The sequence below is a fragment of the Hymenobacter sp. genome (assembly GCF_035709525.1).
In the GTDB taxonomy this organism is placed as follows: Bacteria; Bacteroidota; Bacteroidia; order Cytophagales; family Hymenobacteraceae; genus Hymenobacter.
Genome location: NZ_DASTEP010000012.1, coordinates 1 through 16,028, shown reverse-complemented (window position 1 = coordinate 16,028; position 16,028 = coordinate 1). Strand labels below are relative to the sequence as shown.

Sequence of the window (16,028 nt, the reverse complement as noted above, 5' to 3'; positions counted from 1 at the left end):
CGCCACCCCACCCGAGGCCCCCGCCGAAACCTGGGGCCAGCTGCTGCGGCAGCTCGGCAAAGGCCTGTTTTGGCCCAGCCCGCCCTACGTGGCGGTGCCGCTACTCATCGACCTCACGGTGCTCGTCTGGCTGGCAATGGTGCTCAGCGGCGTGTCGCCCACCACGCCCACCGGCCACGAGCTCGCCCAGTGGGGCTCCAACGTAAGCACCCGCACGCTGCACGGCGAGCCGTGGCGGCTGGTTACGAGCTTGTTCGTGCACGGCGGGGCCATGCACTTGGCGCTTAATATGTTCAGCCTGTGGCTGCTGGGCTTGATGCTGGAGCAGCGCGTGGGGGCCTGGCGGCTGCTGGCTGTGTACCTGGCCAGCGGCATCGCGGCCAGCGCGGCCACGGTGTGGTACCACGCCAGCGGCATCAACTCGACGGGCGCGAGTGGGGCCATTTTTGGGCTCTACGGCTTTATGCTGGTGCTGCTGCTAAGCAAGAAAATGGTGCTCGACAAGTCGGACCGCCGCGCCATGCTGGGGCTGGTCATTTATTTGGTGTTGAGCAATTTGATTTCTGGCCTCACGGGCAATATCGACAACATTGCCCACGTCGGCGGCCTGCTGATGGGGCTGCTAGTAGCCGGGCCGCTGGCGGTTTTTACGATGAAGCGGGAAGTATAAGCCGCTATCAATTGCACCGCTTGTCTGTTGCCATAACATGCCTGTCCTTGCGAGCGAAGCAAGGACAAACGACTTTTTCCACCTCTTACCCTCCCTGAAAACCTCATGCTCGCCCTCCAGCTAGACGCCACAAACCAGCCCGCCGCAGTGCGCGACATCCCCACCCCCACTCCTGCCGCCGGCGAGGTGCTGGTGAAGCTCCGCGCCGCCGCCCTCAACCACCGCGACGTCTGGATTCAGAAGGGCCAGTACGCGGGCATCAAGCTGCCCTGCACCCTCGGGGCCGATGGCAGCGGCGAAGTAGCCGCGCTGGGTGAAGGCGCGCGCGATATAGCTATTGGCCAAGCGGTTATTATTTACCCCGGCGTGGCCTGGGGCGAAGGCCAGGTAGCCCAGGGCCGCGATTTCCGGGTGCTCGGCATGCCTGACCCTGGCACGTTTGCCGAGTACCACACCACGCCGGCCGACTACCTGCGGCCCAAGCCCGCGCACCTCGACTGGGCGCAGGCGGCGGCCCTGCCGCTGGCGGGCCTCACGGCCTACCGGGCGGCCTTCAGCCGGGCGCAGCTGCAAGCCGGCGAGCGGGTGCTCATCTCGGGTATCGGGGGCGGGGTGGCGCTCACGGCGGCGCAGTTTTGCGCGGCGGCGGGGGCCGAGGTGTGGGTTACGTCGGGCGACGATGACAAGCTGGCGCGGGCGCTCGCGCTGCCCATCGGCCTGCGCGGCGGGGCCAATTACAAAGCCGAAGGCTGGGTGAAAGACCTTACCAAGCGCGCCGGCGGCGGGTTCGACGTTATCATCGACAGCGCGGCCGGGCCGGGCTTCGAGGCGCTGGTCGATGCCGCCGCGCCGGGTGGCCGCATCGTGTTCTACGGCGGCACGCAGGGGCCCATCACGTCCCTCACGCCCGGCAAGGTCTTCTGGAAGCAGCTCAGCATCCTGGGTTCTTCGATGGGCAGCTTGCAGGATTTCGACGCCATGCTGGCGCTGGTTAATAAGCACCAAATAGTGCCCGTGGTGGACAAGCATTTTCCGCTGGCCGAGGGCGAGGCCGCGCTGCGCTACCTGGCCGCCGGGCAGCAATTGGGCAAGGTGGTGCTGGATATCGCGTAGCTAGTAGCGCGAACTTTGTAGTTCGCGTGCGTCTGGGCCGTCCGGCTGCCCGCTCGCGCACGCGAACTACAAAGTTCGCGCTACAGACCTCAACGCAGAAAGCGCCCGCAACTCACGTTGCGGGCGCTTTCTGCGTCAAAACCAACGCCGTTTACTTTTTGCGGTACGTCGCGTTCAGGTACGCCAGCACGGGCGTGGTGATGTCCAGGTTTTTCTCGCCGTAGGCGATGGTGCCGCTGGGCGCGGCGATGAGTATCATCTTGTAGCCGTGGGTTTTGCCGTAGGCTTCTACCTTTTTGTTCACGCTTTCGAGCACGGTCTGGGTCAGCTTGGCTTCGGCCTCCTGGGCCTGCTGCTGAATTTTTTGCTGCTCTACGGCACCCTGCTGCTGCTGGGCTTGCAGCTTCTGCTCGGCGGCGGCGCGCTGCTCGGCGGTGAGCGAGGCGGCGGTTTTCTGGTATTGCTCCACGGCAGTGCGGAAGCCGCTCACCAGCGACTGGTTTTGGCGCTCCCAGCCTTTGGCCTTCACCTCGAAGGCGCGGCGGGCGTCCTTCATGCCCTGGTAGCCATCGAGCAGCTTGCCCGACTCGACGTACACGATGGCCCCGGCGGCGGGGGCCGGGCCGGCAGGCGCGGCGGCTACGGCAGCCGGCGCGGGCGTGGCGGCCGGGGTTTCCTCAGCGGCGGGCGTAGCCTCGGCGGCCGTGGTGTCGGTAGTGGCTTCGGCAGCGGCGGGGGCCTCGGTAGTGGCTACGGCCGGGGCAGCCGCAGTGGCCGCCGGGCGCTGGCTGAAATGCAGAAAATACAGCACGGCCACCGCCACGAGCAGCACCGCATTAAAAGCTAGTTGGGCAGGATTTTTCATGGTAGCAAAGGTAGTTGTAGCGTAAGCTTTAGCTTGCGTTGCGTTAGGCTTGGCCGGACTGATACCAGCTCACGTAGGCCAACCTGACGCCACGCAAGCTAAAGCTTACGCTACACTGGCACGGCCAGGTGCAGCAGTGCGTCGCCCTGGTTCACCACGGGCATGTGGTTGAAGCCGATAACGTAGCCACTGAGCGGCGCTTCGAGCCGCACCGACTGCGCACCATAAGGGTCGGCCACCGAGCCGTATACTTGGCCTTTCTCAACGTAGTCGCCCAGTTTCACCATCGCCCGAAACAGGCCGGCGTAGCGCGCCCGCAGCCAGCGGTGGCGCTGGCACACAATGCTGGGCCGGGCCGGCACCGGGCCGGGCGCGGCGCTCATATTCAAGTGGTGCAGCACCCGCAACGTGCCCGCGATGGCTTCTTCGATGCCGGGCTCGTCGAGGCGCAGGCTTTCGCCGGTTTCGTACACGATAATGGGCTTGCCGAGCGCGTGGGCGGTGGCGCGCAGCGAGCCCGCGCGCAGTCGCGCGTGCAGCGTGAAGGGCGCGGCAAAGGCGGCGGCCAGCGCGTCGGTTGTCTCGTCTTCGCCCAGCACGGCGCGCAGCTGCGGGTAGTTGGCACGGGCCGCGCCGCCGGTGTGGAAGTCGATGCCCACATCCACGAGCGGCATTATTTCGCGCATGAAGCGGTGGGCCACGCGGCTGGCCAGCGAGCCGCGCGGGTGGCCAGGGAAGGAGCGGTTCACGTCCTTGCCGTCGGGCACCTCGCGGCTAAAGTTCAGAAAGCCATAGATGTTAAGAATCGGAATGGCGATGATGGTGCCCCGCGTGGGCTGGAGCAGGTTGCGCCGCAGCATCCGCCGAATGGTTTCGATGCCGTTGACCTCGTCGCCGTGCATCCCGGCCATCAGCAGCAGCACCGGGCCGGGCTCCAGCGACCGGATAACGTGGACCGGCACGTCGATAACCGTGCCCGAGGGCAGCTTCGAAATGACGAGCCGCGTGAGCACGCGCTCGCCGGGCTTTATGGCTAAGTCGTTGAGGTATAATACGTCGTCGGTGGGCATAGGCGGAGGCTGGGGCAGAAGCACCAGCGCGTCAAGAATCCGGCCAACTGCGGGGCTTTCGGTGTAGGGTAAGCTTTAGCTTGCCTTTCGAAAGGATGGTAGCCCGATTCAAAAGGCAAGCTAAAGCTTACCCTACATAGCCTAATCAGCGGCCGAGTCGGGGGCCGATTTCTTGGGCTTGGCTTTGCGCTTGCGCTCGGCCAGGGCGGCAGTGTAGTCGATAATCTGCCCGGCGATGTCGAGGCCGGTGGCTTTCTCGATGCCTTCAAGGCCGGGCGACGAGTTGACTTCGAGCACCAGCGGGCCGCGCTGGCTTTGCAACATGTCCACGCCCGCCACGCCCAGGCCCAGGGCCTTGGTAGCCAGCAGGGCGGCGGCTTTTTCGGCCCGGCTCAGCTTCACGAGCTTGCCCACGCCGCCGCGGTGCAGGTTCGAGCGAAACTCGCCCTCTTTGCCCTGCCGGCGCATGGCGCCCACCACCTCGCCGTTTACCACGAAGGCGCGCACGTCGGCCCCTTTAGCCTCGGCGATGAACTCTTGCACCAGGATGCGGGCCTTGAGGTTGTGGAAGGCCTCGATGACGGACTGGGCGGCCTTGGCGCTTTCGGCTAGCACCACGCCCAGGCCTTGCGTGCCTTCCAAGAGCTTGATAATCACTGGCGCACCGCCCACGTGCTCGATGAGCGCGGGCACGTCATCGGTGAAGTTGGCGAAGGCCGTTTTGGGCATCCCCACGCCGGCGCGGCTCAGGATTTGGGTCGAGCGGAGCTTATCGCGCGAGCGCACGATGGCCTGGCTGTCCACGGCCGTCCGCACTTTCATCATCTCAAACTGCCGCACCACGGCCGTGCCGTAGAACGTAACCGACGCCCCGATGCGCGGAATAATGGCATCGGGCCGGGCCAGCGGCCGGCCCTGGTAAATAATATCGGGCTGCCCGCGCTCCAGCACCAGGCTGCACTGCAAATGGTCGATAACCTGGGCGTCGTGGCCGCGCGCCTGCGCCGCCACCACCAGCCGTTGGGTCGAGTACGATTTGGGTTCCCGCGAAAGAATAGCCAGGTTCATAACGTTTATACCGGCACTAACTAAATTTAAAAACAGTGATACTACCCCGGCCCAGCGGCCTGTTTACTTCTGCTGAATCGCTATTTTTTGCTATTGAAACGCTGCGTTTGCGAGTGCCAAGCTACGGCACAGCCGGCCCATCGGGGCCGGGCGGCATGGGTGGTGGCGGCGCAGCGGCCCGGCGCTCAGCCTTATACGACAAATCGCGGCGGGCCACATCGACCATGAAGCGGCCCTGCCGCAGCAGCGCCCGGCCCAGCAGCACGGGGTAGCGCAGGTCGGAGCGGTCGGCGAGCGAAAACTCGGTGGGGTAGTCGCGCCCGTAGAGCCGCACGGTGGTGCTGATGACGAAGCGGGCCTGCACCTCGCCGTTGGAGGAGCGGATGTCGCGCCGGTCGAACTCGCGGAAGGCCAGCGGGCGGCCGTCGGTGGCGGGGTGGCCGGGGTCGAGCAGGCGCACGTGCAGCACGGGCTGCCCGGTGGCGGGGTCGGGCACGAGGCGCACCTCATCGCAGTGGATGGCGCTGGTGTAAGCCCCGGTATCGACCTTGGCCTCGACGCCACGCAAAGCCAGCGCGGGCAGGTCGATGAGCTCGCGGCGGCCGAGCAGGCGCTTGGGCGGGCGTTTCTTTTTCGAGCCAGAAAGCATAGGCAGGGAAAGCAGGCCGGGTAGGACGCAAAAAAAGCCCCGCGCGGGGCGGGGCTTAAAGGTAGTGCGGGGCGGGGCTACTACTGCGCCTGCTGGCGCAAGAGGCGCTCGTATTCGCGCTGGGTGCGCTCGCCGCAGTTGAGCCGGCTGTAGGCCGCCAGCCCCTGCGATACCAGCCCGATGCCCCAGAACACCGTCGACCAGATGGGCCAGGGCAAGAAGTCGGCGCGGTGATAATGAGGCTGCTCGGTGAGGGCCCACAGCGCCCACAGGCCGGCATTGACGAGCAAATACACGACGAGGTGCCCCTGAAACTTGGTGCGGGCGCGGGCAATCTGCCACAGGCGCTGGTCGCGGGGAGCATCGAAGGAAGCGGCGGTGGTGGGGCGGAGGGGCTGCATGGCGTGGGCGGTTAGGGGTGGTTGGAAGCGATAATCAAATGTAGAATTTTGCCCTACCCCTTCGCAATTTGCCCTTGCCGAAGCGTCGTACCAGCCTGCCGAAGCGTTTGAAACGCGGCCCGAAGTGCCGTAAAAATCTTCTGTCATTGCGAGCGCAGCGAAGCAATGACAGGTAGTATCTTGCCTTATGTCCGACGCTCCTATCTCCCGCCTGCGCATCGTGCAGGGCGACATTACCAAGCTCGCTACCACGGCTATCGTCAACGCCGCCAACTCGTCGCTGCTCGGAGGCGGGGGCGTGGATGGGGCCATTCACCGGGCCGGCGGGCCGCAGATTCTGGCCGAGTGCCAGCAAATACGGGCGCGGCAGGGCGGCTGCAAGGTGGGCCAGGCCGTCATCACGAGCGGCGGGCGGCTACCGGCGGCCCACGTCATCCACACCGTAGGCCCGCACTGGAACGGCGGCCACAAAGGCGAGCCCGACAAGCTGGCCAGCTGCTACCGCAGCAGCTGGCAGCTGGCGCTCGAAAATCAATTGGAGTCGGTGGCTTTCCCCGGCATCAGCACCGGCATCTACGGCTACCCCAAGGCCGAAGCGGCGGCCGTGGCCGTGCGCGAGGTGCGGCAGTGGCTGGCAGCGCACGAGTGGCCGCGCGAAGTAGTGCTGGTAGCGTTTGATGAAGAGAGCAAGCAGCTGTACGAGCAGCATGTACCGTAAGCTTTAGCTTGCGAGCGAGCGCAGCGAGCATCTGCGTCAGAAGCCGTTCGCTTACGCCCTGCTCGCTGCGCTCGCTCGCAAGCTAAAGCTTACGCTACAGCCACGCCCAGCTCTTCTACTCGGTCCTGCACCTGGCGCATCAGCCAAAGCGGCGTGCTGGTAGCCCCACAGATGCCGACCGAATTGGCCCCAAGCAGCCACTCGTCTTGCAGCTCGTTTTCATTTTCAATGAAATAGCTGCGCGGGTTCACGGCGTTCACTACCGTAAACAGCGCCTTGCCGTTCGAGCTTTTGCGCCCGCTTACAAACAAAACCACGTCGTGCTCCTGGGCAAAGCGGGCGAGCTGGGGCTCGCGGTTGCTCACCTGCCGGCAGATGCTGTCGTTGGCATCGAAGCTTTCGAGCGCGCCGCCAGCCGCCGCGATGCGGGCTTCGATGAGGGCCTTCATCTTGTAGAAGCCGGCCGTGCTTTTGGTGGTCTGGCTGAAGAGCGTGACGGGGCGCGTGAAGTCGATTTGGTCAAGGTCGGCCTCGTGCATCACGATGAGCGCCTGGTTGCGCGTCTGGCCGGTGAGGCCGATAACCTCGGCGTGGCCGGGCTGGCCGTAGATAATAATCTGGCCGTTGTCACGGGTGGTGGCGTCGAAGGCGTGCTTCACCCGGTTTTGGAGCTTTAGGACTACGGGGCAGCTGGCGTCGATTAGCTCCAGGTTGTTTTGCAAGGCCAGCTGGTAGGTTTCGGGCGGCTCGCCGTGCGCCCGGATGAGCACCTTGCAGTCGTGCAGCGTGCCAAGCTGCTCGCGGTCTATCACGCGCAGTCCCTGCTTGTTGAGGCGCTCTACCTCCATGCGGTTGTGCACGATGTCGCCGAGGCAATACAGGGTTTCGGCTCCGCTATTCAATTCATCTTCGGCCATCTGAATGGCAAATTCGACCCCAAAGCAATAGCCGGAATTTTTATCGATGGTAACCTGCATAGTAGCTAGATAACAGCCCGGCGAATTGCGGGGTTCGAAAAGGCAAAGGTACGGGAATATAGCGCAAGCCTGGGCTGGTGTAGCGTAAGCTTTCGCTTGCGAGCGAGCGTAGCGAGCAGGGCGTAAGCGAACGTTGGCAAGCGCGGCTGCTCGCTGTGCTCGCTCGCAAGCTAAAGCTTACGCTACATGCTACCGACCTTTGCCGGCCCGCGCCCGGCTTATGCTGTTCAACTCGCTCCATTTCCTCGTCTTCTTCCCCCTCATGGTGGGGCTCTACTACGCCCTGCCGGCGCGCTGGCGCGCCCCGCTGCTGCTGGCTAGCAGCTACTACTTCTACTTTAGCTGGCGGCCCGAGTACACGCTTTTACTGCTGGCTACTACGCTGTTAGACTACTACAGCGGCGTGCGGATGAGCCGCCTCGCCACCCAGGCGCAGCGGCGGCCCTGGCTCTACCTCAGCCTGGCCAGCAACCTGGGCACGCTGTTCGTTTTCAAGTATTTCAACTTCTTCCGCGATACGGCGGGCGCGCTGGCCACGGCCCTGCACCTGCCCTACGCCGTGCCCGCGCTGGAGCTGGTGCTGCCGGTGGGCGTGTCGTTCTACACGTTTCAGTCGGTGGCCTACATCGTGGATGTGTACCAAGGCAAGCTGGAAGCCGAGCCCAATCTGGGCCGCTTCGCGCTGTTCGTGGCGTTCTGGCCGCAGCTGGTGGCCGGCCCCATCGAGCGCGGCGGCCAGATGCTGCCGCAGCTGCGCCAAACCCACGAATTCGACTACGACAACGTGGCCAGTGGGCTGCGGCTCATGGCCTGGGGCATGTTCAAGAAGGTAGTGATTGCCGACCGGCTGGCGCTGCTCGCCAATCCCGTTTTCGACCACCCCCGGCAGTTCGACAGCCTGGCGCTGGTGCTGGCGATAGCCGCGTTTACGGGACAGATTTACGCCGATTTTTCGGGCTACACCGATTTGGCGCGGGGCGCGGCGCGGGTACTGGGCTACCGGCTGGTGCTCAATTTTCGGCAGCCCTACCTCGCTACCTCGGTGGGCGATTTCTGGCGGCGCTGGCACATGTCGCTCTCCAATTGGTTTCGCGACTACGTGTACATCCCGCTGGGCGGCAGCCGCCGCAGCCCCACCCGCAACTACGGCAACGTACTGATTGTATTCCTACTAAGCGGCCTCTGGCACGGCGCCAGCTGGACTTTCGTGGTGTGGGGCGCGCTGCACGGCTTCTACCTGGTAGTGGAAAACTGGTCGGCCCCGCTGCGCGCCCGGCTGGCGCAGACCACCGGCCTGGCCGCCCGGCCGCGCCTGCACCGGGCGCTGGCCACGGCCGCCACGGTGGCGTTGGTGGCCTACGCCTGGCTGTTTTTCCGGGCCAATTCGCTGCCCGATGCTTTTTACATCAGCACGCACCTGTTCCGGGGCTGGGGCCACCTGCACCTGCCGCAGCTGCAAAAGCTGCTGGCCGGGCTGGGTCGGCACTTCGTGGCCGAGTTGCTGGTAGCGGGCGGCGCGGTAGCGCTGCTCGCCGCCGCCGACTACCGCGCCGAGCGCGGCCCGGTGGCGGCGTGGCTGGCGCGCTGGCCCGCGCCGCTGCGCTGGGCGGGCTACCTGGGGCTGCTGCTGGCTATGCTGTATGGCGGTATTTTCGGCAGCAGCCAGTTTATTTACTTCCAATTTTAAACTGCTTTGGCCATGCAAAAACTGCTGTTGCGCCTTGCGCTGCTGCTCGGCACGGTGGCGCTGCTGGGCGGCCTGGGCATCTGGGCGGGGCTGCGGCGCGGCTACGTCGATGCGTTTTACGCCCGCTTTGCCAGCCCGCCGGCGGGCTCGCTGGTGCTGGGCACGTCGCGGGCAGCGCAGGGCATAAAGCCTAGTGTGTTGGCCGCGCAGCTAAGTGGCTACGAGGGGCCGTGGCTGAATTACGCCTTCACGCTGGCCGAGTCGCCCTATGGGCCGGGCTACCTCAGCAGCATTCAGCGCAAGCTGGCACCGGGCACTAAAAACGGGCTGTTTATCCTGGCCGTGGACCCGTGGTCGCTGGCGCTGCCTAAGGATGTGAAGCGCGGGAAATATCCTTTTTTTTCAAAAGCGGGGACTTTGCAGCGGCTTGCGGGCGACAAAGGACCAATACTTTTTCCCGAGGCCAAGTCAATGGTAAGCCAATTGGCTAATGTCAGCCAAAACCCTAACCTGGATTACCTGGCTCATTATCTACACAAGCCTTTTTATCAACTGCTTTTGAACGCCGACACGGCCCACGTAGTCGAGCGCCTGCACCCCGATGGCTGGCTCGAAATAGCCCTGCCACCGCCCAGCGCTGACACGGCATTGCTGCGCCGCCGCACCGCCGAAAAGCTGGCCACGTACCGCAAGCTGGCGACCAGCAGCGCATTTTCTGAAGACCGCTATTACAGCTTACTGGAAACCATCCGGTTTCTGCAAGAGCATGGCCGGGTCGTGCTGGTGCGGCTGCCTACGGGGCCGGAAATGGCTGCGCTGGAAAAGCAGTTTATTCCTGGTTTCGATAACAGAATGCACAGCGCCGCCACAGAGATTTCGCACGTGCCCTACCTCAACTACCTCGACCAGCCCTACCCTACCAACGACGGCAACCATATCACGCGCCAGGCGGCCGCACAGTTCAGCCAGCGGCTGGCGGCGGACATTGCGCGGCTGAGCCGATAGCTTTTTACCACGGACGCGGAGGCTGGCAAACCCAAGTTGCAGGCTAGCCCCAGCGGGGCGACCCGTCGGTAGTAGTTAGGGGTATACTAGTCGGCAAAGCCCCAGCGGGGCGACCCAATCCGTCGAAGGGGTCGCCCCGCTGGGGCTTTTAGCAAGTTGACGGAGTGGCCAACTATCGACGGGTCGCCCCGCTGGGGCTAGCCTGCAACTTGGGTTTGCTAGTCGTTGCTGATGCGCTCGTTTACCTTGTGGGCGTAGGCAGCGAACAGGGCCGACGATACCTTATCCAGCACAAAATCGACCTGCTCGGTGATGGTGATGTGGGTAGTATCGAGTAGCACGGCGTCGGCGGCGCGGCGTAGGGGGCTTTCGGCGCGGGTCGAGTCGATGTGGTCGCGCTTGCGCAGGTTTTCGATGATGTCGTCGAGCGATACGTGCTCGCCTTTGGCGGCGAGCTCTTCCTGGCGGCGCAGGGCGCGGATTTCAACCTCGGCGGTCATGAAAATCTTCACCTCGGCGTCGGGGAAGACGGTGGTGCCGATGTCGCGGCCATCCATCACCACACCGCGCTTGCGGCCCATGCGCTGCTGCTGGGCCACCATGGCGTGCCGCACCTGTGCAATTACCGATACTTCGCTTACGGAATTAGAAATCCGCATCTGGCGAATATCATCCTCCCGAATGTGGTCATTTAAGCACAGCTCGTTGCGGCCGGTGCGGCGGTTGCGCTTGAAGCTGATGTGGATGTCGTCGTGCAAGGCCCGCTCGATGCGCTCCATATCATCAAACGCAATGCCCTGTTCGAGCAAATACAGCGTGACGCCCCGGTACATGGCCCCGGTATCGAGGTAGGCGTAGTGGAGGGCGGCGGCAACGGCCTTAGCCGTAGTGCTTTTGCCACACGAGGAGTAGCCGTCAATGGCAATAACGAGGTTCTTCATAAACGCGCGGGATTGGCCATTGGCCCCGCAAGATTACGAAATTTTGAGCTTTTGCGCGCCCAAGCGCTCGGCCAGCCGCCACGGCACCGACGCGAAAAAAGCCGCTACCGACGCCGCAGCGCCCTTATCGAGCTGTTCTTTAACCAGAAAAAAGGGGTTAAAAAAAAGCTGGCCCGCGATGCCCACGCCCGTGCTGCCATCGGGCCCGGCGGCCCACTCGCCCTGGTAGGTCCGCACCAGGCACTCGCCCAGGTAGCAGCCCACCGCCGTGACGAACCCCTCGCGCTCGGCCGGGGCTAGGCTGCGCCGCTGCGCGTCGATAACGCGGCTGAGGTGCGCTACTTCTTCCGCGCCGTAGCCCGTGAGGCTGAGTTGCTGGCGCACGTCGTCGGCAGTGGTGGTGAGGGCGTGGGCCTGGGGCGAGGGGTTGGGCATGAGGAAGCGTAACTTTTGTATTTTCCGTCATGCTGAGCGCAGCACAGCGGAGTCGAAGCATCTCTATCGGTGAACTAACTTCTAACGTTAGCAACGAGGCGGTAGAGATGCTTCGACTCCGCTGCGCTGCGCTCAGCATGACAAACGTAGACCCTAGTGCCCGCAGGGGCAGGGCGTACTTTTGCCGGCGTGGCTCTTGTACCAGCGGGTTTTCTTTTGAAGCGAGCTGTGGCGGGCGCAGCCGCTGGCGGTGCTAAGCACGGCCGCCAGCAGCACGCCGGCCAGCAAACGGGAGTTAAGGAATAGCTTCACGGCACGATTGTTTTTCGGTAAAAGTACTGACCTGCGACTAGGTTACCCAACGCGGGCCGCCGGGCAGTTAGTTTATTCAGCTTCACATGACTACTGATTTTTCGCTTTCCGTCAACCTGGTCGATATTCCGGGGCGTACTATTTACCCGGCTACGCTGCGGGTGGCCGAGGGGCGCATCGCGGCCATCGAGGCCGTGGCGGGCGCTACTGGCCCCGACGCGGCCCTGCCCTACGCCCTGCCAGGTTTTGTCGATGCTCATGTGCACGTCGAAAGCTCCTTACTGGTACCCAGCGAGTTTGCGCGGCTGGCGCTGCCCCACGGCACAGTAGCCACGGTAAGCGACCCGCACGAAATCGGCAACGTGCTGGGTGTGGCCGGCGTGCAGTACATGCTCGACAATGCCGCGCAGGTGCCGTTCAAATTCTGCTTTGGCGCGCCGAGCTGCGTGCCGGCCACGCCGTTTGAAACGGCTGGGGCCGAGCTTACGGCCGCCGACATTGAGTCGCTGTTTCAGAACCCCAAAATCGGCTATCTGGCCGAAATGATGAACTGGCCCGGCGTGCTCAATCGCGACCCGGTGGTGATGGAAAAGATAGCCCTGGCCGGGCGCTACGGCCGGCCCGTGGACGGCCACGCGCCCGGCCTGCGCGGCGAAGAGGCCGCCCGCTACGCCAGCGCCGGCATCAGCACCGACCACGAGTGCTTTACCGCCGACGAGGCCCGCGACAAGCTGGCGGCCGACATGAAAATCCTCATCCGGGAGGGCTCGGCGGCGCGCAACTTCGATGCCCTCATCGAGCTGCTGCCACGCTACTACGACCGCCTCATGTTCTGCTCCGACGACAAGCACCCCGATACGCTGCTGCTGGGCCACATCAACCAGCTGGTGGCGCGGGCCGTGGCCCTGGGCTACAGCGTGTTTGAGGTGCTGCAAGTAGCCTGCCTCAACCCCGTGGCGCACTACCGCCTGCCCGTGGGCCAGTTGCGCCTCGGCGATGCGGCCGACTTTATCGTGGTCGACAACCTCACCGACTTCACGGTGCGCCAAACCTACCTCGACGGCGCGCTGGTGGCCGAGAATGGAGGCTGCCTGCTACCCGCCGCACCGGTGGCGGTGGTCAATAATTTTCAGGCCCAGCCCGTTGTACCTGGCTCACTCGTGGCTTTGGCTCCGGCAAACGCCGGCGCTATGCATCCAGCCTTTCCACTACCTGTTATTGAGTGCTTTGATGGCCAGCTTATCACTGCGCGCCGTAGCTTATTCCTATCAGTAGTGAATAACTACTTTACAGCTGACCCAGCGCAGGACATTCTCAAGCTGGTGGTGCTGAACCGCTACGCGCCCGCCGCGCCGCCTGCCGTGGCCTTCATCAAGGGCTTTGGGCTGCAAGCGGGCGCGCTGGCCAGCAGCGTGGGCCACGACTCGCACAACATCACGGCCGTGGGCGTGGACGACGCCAGCCTGGCCCGCGCCATCAACCTGGTAGTGGCCGCCAAAGGCGGCCTGGCCGCCGCCGGCCCCGACGGGGCCGCGCTGGTGCTGCCGCTACCCGTGGCCGGCCTTATGAGCGACCGGCCGGGGCCAGAGGTAGCGGCGGCCTATTCGCAGCTCGACGACTTTGCCAAAGCGCAGCTTGGCTCGGGGCTGCAAGCGCCATTTATGACGCTCTCATTTATGGCCTTGCTGGTGATTCCCAGCCTCAAGCTCAGCGACAAGGGCTTGTTCGACGGCGAGAAGTTTGAGTTTGTGTAGCCGCGTTCACCCCACCCCCGGCCCTTCTCCGCTTAATGCGCGGAATCCTCCGGGAGAGGGGAGGGGCCGGGGGTGGGGTAACACGCCTGACGAGCCAAAAACCAAAAAAGCCCGGCCGCCTGACTAGCAGGCGGCCGGGCTTCTCATTTTCAGCAGAAAGCTACTTCACCGGGGCGGGGGCCGGGCTGCCGTCGAAGCGCTTGGCGAGCAGGCGTTGCAGCTTTTCCTCGGTCAGGGGCTTGGTGAGGTACTCTACGTTGGGGTACTGGGCCACGCGGGCCGTGTCGGCGGCGTGCATCGAGGTCGTGAGCACGGCCACTACCGTGCGCTCCTGCACGGGCGCGGGCAATTGGCTGTACTGCTCCAAAAACTCGAAGCCACTCATACCGGGCATTTTCAGGTCCACGAACACGAGGTCGGCCGCCGGCTCGGGCGTGGCTGCCAGGTCTTTCCACAGAAAGCGGCAGGCCTCTTCGGCGCGCGAGAAAGTGCTCACCTTATTGGCCAGGGCCAGGCGGCCGAGCAGGCGGTTGTTGAGAAAGCTCGTCGTCTCATTGTCATCCACCAGCACAATATGATTCAGCACTTCCATATAACTTTTATCGTTTTCGATTACCCTACGAAGATAACACGCACTAGCCGCATTAGCAGCCGCCGCGGCTAGAGCCAGCCCTGGGCGCGCATCCAGTCGTCGTTGTAGATTTTGCCGAGGTAGCGCGTGCCGTGGTCGGGCAGCACGATGACCATCGTATCCTCCTCTTTCAAGTGCTCGCGGGCGTAGGCGAGCGCGCCCGACACGGCCGAGCCGCAGCTCCAGCCCACGAACAGGCCTTCCTCGCGGGCCAGGCGGCGGGTCATGAGCGCGCCGTCCTGGTCGGTTACTTTGATGAACTGGTCGATGACGTCGAAATCCACGTTTTTGGGCAGGATGTCTTCGCCGATGCCCTCAGTTTTGTAGGGGTAGATTTCGTTTTCGTCGAAAATACCGGTTTCCTTGTACTTCTTAAACACCGAGCCGTAGGTGTCGATGCCCAGCGTGAACACGCCCGCGTGCTGCTCCTTGAGATACTTGCTGATGCCGCAGATGGTGCCGCCCGTGCCCACGCCGCAGGCCAGGTGCGTGACCTTGCCCTCGGTACCGGCCCAGATTTCGGGGCCGGTGCTGGCGTAGTGGGCGGCCGTGTTCGACAGGTTGTCGTACTGGTTGGGGTAGAATGAGTTGGGCGTTTCCTGGTTGAGGCGGCGGGCCACCGAGTAGTAGCTGCGCGGGTCGTCGGGGGCCACGTCGACAGGGCAAATGACGACCTCGGCACCCACGGCGCGCAGGATGTCCTGCTTTTCCTTGCTTTGCTTGTCGCTCATCACGAAGATGGTTTTGTAGCCCTTGGCGATGGCCGTGAGGGCCAGGCCCATGCCCGTGTTGCCGCTGGTGCCCTCAATGATGGTGCCGCCCGGCTGGAGGATGCCGGCCGCCTCGGCGTCTTCTATCATGCGCAGGGCCATGCGGTCCTTCACCGAGTTGCCGGGGTTAAAGTACTCGACCTTAGCCAGTATGGTACCTTTGATACCCTCCGTTACCTTGTTGAGGCGCACGAGCGGCGTGTTGCCGAGGGTTTCGATGATGTGGTTGAAATACATAAGTAAAAGGGTGGGGCGGGGTTGGGAAAACGCCCGCAAAAGTACGGCCTTCTCCTACCCCGCCCCACCCACTTGTGTTCACTCAGGGCAGGTACGTTAGCTTTTGCACCCCGCCCACCGGCTGCCCGGCCACGAGCAGGCGGCACGCATACGTGCCCGCTGCCAGCCCGCGCAGCTCCAGCGCCTGCGCCACCTGCGCCCCGCGCCCGGCCACGGGCACCCGCCGCACCACCCGCCCCAGCACGTCCGTCAACACCAACTCGGCCGTGCCCGTGCCCCCCGGCACGGCCCCCTGCCAGATGGCTTCGGCCGTGGCCGGGTTGGGAAAGAGCTGCGCCGCTACGTTGCTGGCCGCCCCGACCGGGGCGGCCAGCAGGGTGGCCTGGTCGAGGCGGGCCAGATAGGCGGGGAAGGCACCGGGGGCGGCGGCGCAGGTGCGGGCCGCCCCCGCTACCAGGGCGCTGCCGCCGGGCAGCGGCAGCCAGGAGTAGGGCACGAGCCCGCCGCAGGCCGCGCTGCTCACGCGCTGCTGGCCCAGCGGCTGGCCGGCCGCGCCCACGCGAATGAGGTAGAGGTAGGGCGTAGGCTGGCCGCCGAGCGTGGTGCTGACGCCGTCGGCGGCGAGCCAGGCCAGGGTGCCGTCGGCCAGCTCGTAGACCTGGCGCGGGGCCAGGGCGGGGGTGGCCTGGGGCGGGTGGCGGTAGGTCCAGGCCACGTTCAGGGCC

The 16,028-nt window shown here is 64.5% G+C and carries 17 protein-coding genes and 1 pseudogene; 6 read left to right on the top strand and 12 right to left on the bottom strand.

The features are described from left to right. Together VFO93_RS01060 and VFO93_RS01055 are read left to right on the top strand one after the other, a co-directional pair. The coding region (locus VFO93_RS01060) for a rhomboid family intramembrane serine protease (protein WP_325132448.1) at positions 1-670 on the top strand (670 nt) is incomplete at its 5' end. A gap of 105 nt (positions 671-775) precedes the next feature. Further along, the gene (locus VFO93_RS01055; RefSeq protein ID WP_325132447.1) at positions 776-1,783 is read left to right on the top strand and encodes a zinc-binding dehydrogenase; all 1,008 of its coding nucleotides are present in this window, start codon (positions 776-778) and stop codon (positions 1,781-1,783) included. A gap of 151 nt (positions 1,784-1,934) precedes the next feature. Here VFO93_RS01055 and VFO93_RS01050 read toward each other — a convergent pair whose 3' ends face one another. The 5 genes from VFO93_RS01050 to VFO93_RS01030 form a co-directional block, all read right to left on the bottom strand. Then, positions 1,935-2,648 (bottom strand): OmpH family outer membrane protein, encoded by a 714-nt coding sequence (locus tag VFO93_RS01050; protein WP_325132446.1) that lies wholly within the window; start codon positions 2,646-2,648, stop codon positions 1,935-1,937. A gap of 110 nt (positions 2,649-2,758) precedes the next feature. Then, entirely contained in the window at positions 2,759-3,718 is a 960-nt protein-coding gene (locus VFO93_RS01045; protein ID WP_325132445.1) for a succinylglutamate desuccinylase/aspartoacylase family protein, read from the bottom strand. A 141-nt stretch (positions 3,719-3,859) separates the two neighbouring features. Beyond that, the gene (rimK, locus tag VFO93_RS01040; protein ID WP_325132444.1) at positions 3,860-4,786 is read right to left on the bottom strand and encodes a 30S ribosomal protein S6--L-glutamate ligase; all 927 of its coding nucleotides are present in this window, start codon (positions 4,784-4,786) and stop codon (positions 3,860-3,862) included. A gap of 121 nt (positions 4,787-4,907) precedes the next feature. Continuing rightward, positions 4,908-5,435, bottom strand: a complete 528-nt coding sequence (locus VFO93_RS01035; RefSeq protein ID WP_325132443.1) for an ATP-dependent zinc protease — start codon at positions 5,433-5,435, stop codon at positions 4,908-4,910. Between the two features lie 80 nt (positions 5,436-5,515). After that, positions 5,516-5,836, bottom strand: a complete 321-nt coding sequence (locus tag VFO93_RS01030; RefSeq protein WP_325132442.1) for a 2TM domain-containing protein — start codon at positions 5,834-5,836, stop codon at positions 5,516-5,518. A 187-nt stretch (positions 5,837-6,023) separates the two neighbouring features. Here VFO93_RS01030 and VFO93_RS01025 point away from each other — a divergent pair, with 187 nt between their 5' ends. Then, positions 6,024-6,554, top strand: coding sequence for an O-acetyl-ADP-ribose deacetylase (locus VFO93_RS01025; protein WP_325132441.1), 531 nt, complete (start codon positions 6,024-6,026; stop codon positions 6,552-6,554). An 89-nt stretch (positions 6,555-6,643) separates the two neighbouring features. Here the strand turns inward: VFO93_RS01025 and VFO93_RS01020 are convergent, their stop codons facing one another. Then, complete coding sequence (locus VFO93_RS01020; RefSeq protein WP_325132440.1) at positions 6,644-7,531, bottom strand: 4-hydroxy-3-methylbut-2-enyl diphosphate reductase; 888 nt, start codon at positions 7,529-7,531, stop codon at positions 6,644-6,646. 220 nt (positions 7,532-7,751) lie between these two features. Here VFO93_RS01020 and VFO93_RS01015 point away from each other — a divergent pair, with 220 nt between their 5' ends. Both VFO93_RS01015 and VFO93_RS01010 read left to right on the top strand, forming a co-directional pair. After that, on the top strand, positions 7,752-9,218 hold the full coding sequence (locus VFO93_RS01015) for an MBOAT family O-acyltransferase (RefSeq protein ID WP_325132439.1): 1,467 nt from the start codon (positions 7,752-7,754) through the stop codon (positions 9,216-9,218). A gap of 12 nt (positions 9,219-9,230) precedes the next feature. Then, entirely contained in the window at positions 9,231-10,223 is a 993-nt protein-coding gene (locus VFO93_RS01010; RefSeq protein ID WP_325132438.1) for a hypothetical protein, read from the top strand. A gap of 218 nt (positions 10,224-10,441) precedes the next feature. Here VFO93_RS01010 and cmk read toward each other — a convergent pair whose 3' ends face one another. The 3 genes from cmk to VFO93_RS00995 all read right to left on the bottom strand — a co-directional run bounded on the left by cmk (position 10,442) and on the right by VFO93_RS00995 (position 11,911). Beyond that, on the bottom strand, positions 10,442-11,164 hold the full coding sequence (cmk, locus tag VFO93_RS01005) for a (d)CMP kinase (RefSeq protein WP_325132437.1): 723 nt from the start codon (positions 11,162-11,164) through the stop codon (positions 10,442-10,444). A gap of 33 nt (positions 11,165-11,197) precedes the next feature. Further along, positions 11,198-11,599 (bottom strand): hypothetical protein, encoded by a 402-nt coding sequence (locus VFO93_RS01000; protein ID WP_325132436.1) that lies wholly within the window; start codon positions 11,597-11,599, stop codon positions 11,198-11,200. A 153-nt stretch (positions 11,600-11,752) separates the two neighbouring features. Continuing rightward, the gene (locus tag VFO93_RS00995; RefSeq protein ID WP_325132435.1) at positions 11,753-11,911 is read right to left on the bottom strand and encodes a hypothetical protein; all 159 of its coding nucleotides are present in this window, start codon (positions 11,909-11,911) and stop codon (positions 11,753-11,755) included. Positions 11,912-11,997: 86 nt separating this feature from the next. On the opposite strand from VFO93_RS00995, the gene ade reads away from it, so the two are divergent. Further along, the gene (gene ade / locus VFO93_RS00990) at positions 11,998-13,665 is read left to right on the top strand and encodes an adenine deaminase (protein WP_325132434.1); all 1,668 of its coding nucleotides are present in this window, start codon (positions 11,998-12,000) and stop codon (positions 13,663-13,665) included. Between the two features lie 160 nt (positions 13,666-13,825). On the opposite strand, the gene VFO93_RS00985 is transcribed toward ade, so the two are convergent. The 3 genes and pseudogenes from VFO93_RS00985 to VFO93_RS00975 all read right to left on the bottom strand — a co-directional run. After that, the gene (locus tag VFO93_RS00985) at positions 13,826-14,257 is read right to left on the bottom strand and encodes a response regulator (RefSeq protein WP_325132433.1); all 432 of its coding nucleotides are present in this window, start codon (positions 14,255-14,257) and stop codon (positions 13,826-13,828) included. Between the two features lie 71 nt (positions 14,258-14,328). Then, positions 14,329-15,303, bottom strand: a pseudogene (locus VFO93_RS00980) (PLP-dependent cysteine synthase family protein); the annotation flags it as partial. Between the two features lie 82 nt (positions 15,304-15,385). Continuing rightward, a partial coding sequence (locus tag VFO93_RS00975) for a T9SS type A sorting domain-containing protein (RefSeq protein WP_325132432.1) occupies positions 15,386-16,028 on the bottom strand: 643 nt, incomplete at its 5' end.